Source organism: Lactococcus sp. EKM203L, assembly GCF_011800585.1.
Lineage (GTDB): Bacteria > Bacillota > Bacilli > Lactobacillales > Streptococcaceae > Lactococcus > Lactococcus lactis.
The window spans coordinates 1-388 of sequence record NZ_JAALEQ010000051.1 but is presented as its reverse complement, the minus strand read 5'-3'; the positions used below and the strand labels follow the sequence as shown (position 1 = coordinate 388).

The window sequence follows — 388 nt, the reverse complement described above, 5'->3', positions numbered from 1 at the left end:
CTAAATTCGTTTTGTCTTGCTCGGTTTTCCAACTCATGTAAAATGGTCTCCCTTCCAAAATCAGAACCCAATCGGGTCTCTCGTGCTCGTCTTTGCTTGTTATTGGCGTCTAAAAAGGCGTATGAGAACGTTTGGCCTCTTTCTGATAGAATTACACCATTATCGGATAAACGCTCTTTAAACGTCTCATATGAGCTCACAGAGACATCTTGAAGCGATTTATTGATTCTTTCTCTCAAATCATCCATGTAAGAATACTCATTTTTGGCGATTAGTTCTTTTTCTGTCTCTGTTTGGCGCTCTTTTGGTGGCTCTAAAATGTGCCAGTTTTCTCGAGAAGCGAGTCGATCATTCATTTCTCGTGCTCGTTGAACGCTTTCTCCTTTTT

The 388-nt window shown here is 40.7% G+C and carries 1 protein-coding gene; it reads right to left on the bottom strand.

Annotated elements, in window-relative coordinates:
* Window positions 1–388: relaxase/mobilization nuclease domain-containing protein (locus tag HFD15_RS14055; protein ID WP_167595257.1), on the bottom strand; the 388-nt coding region annotated here is incomplete at both ends.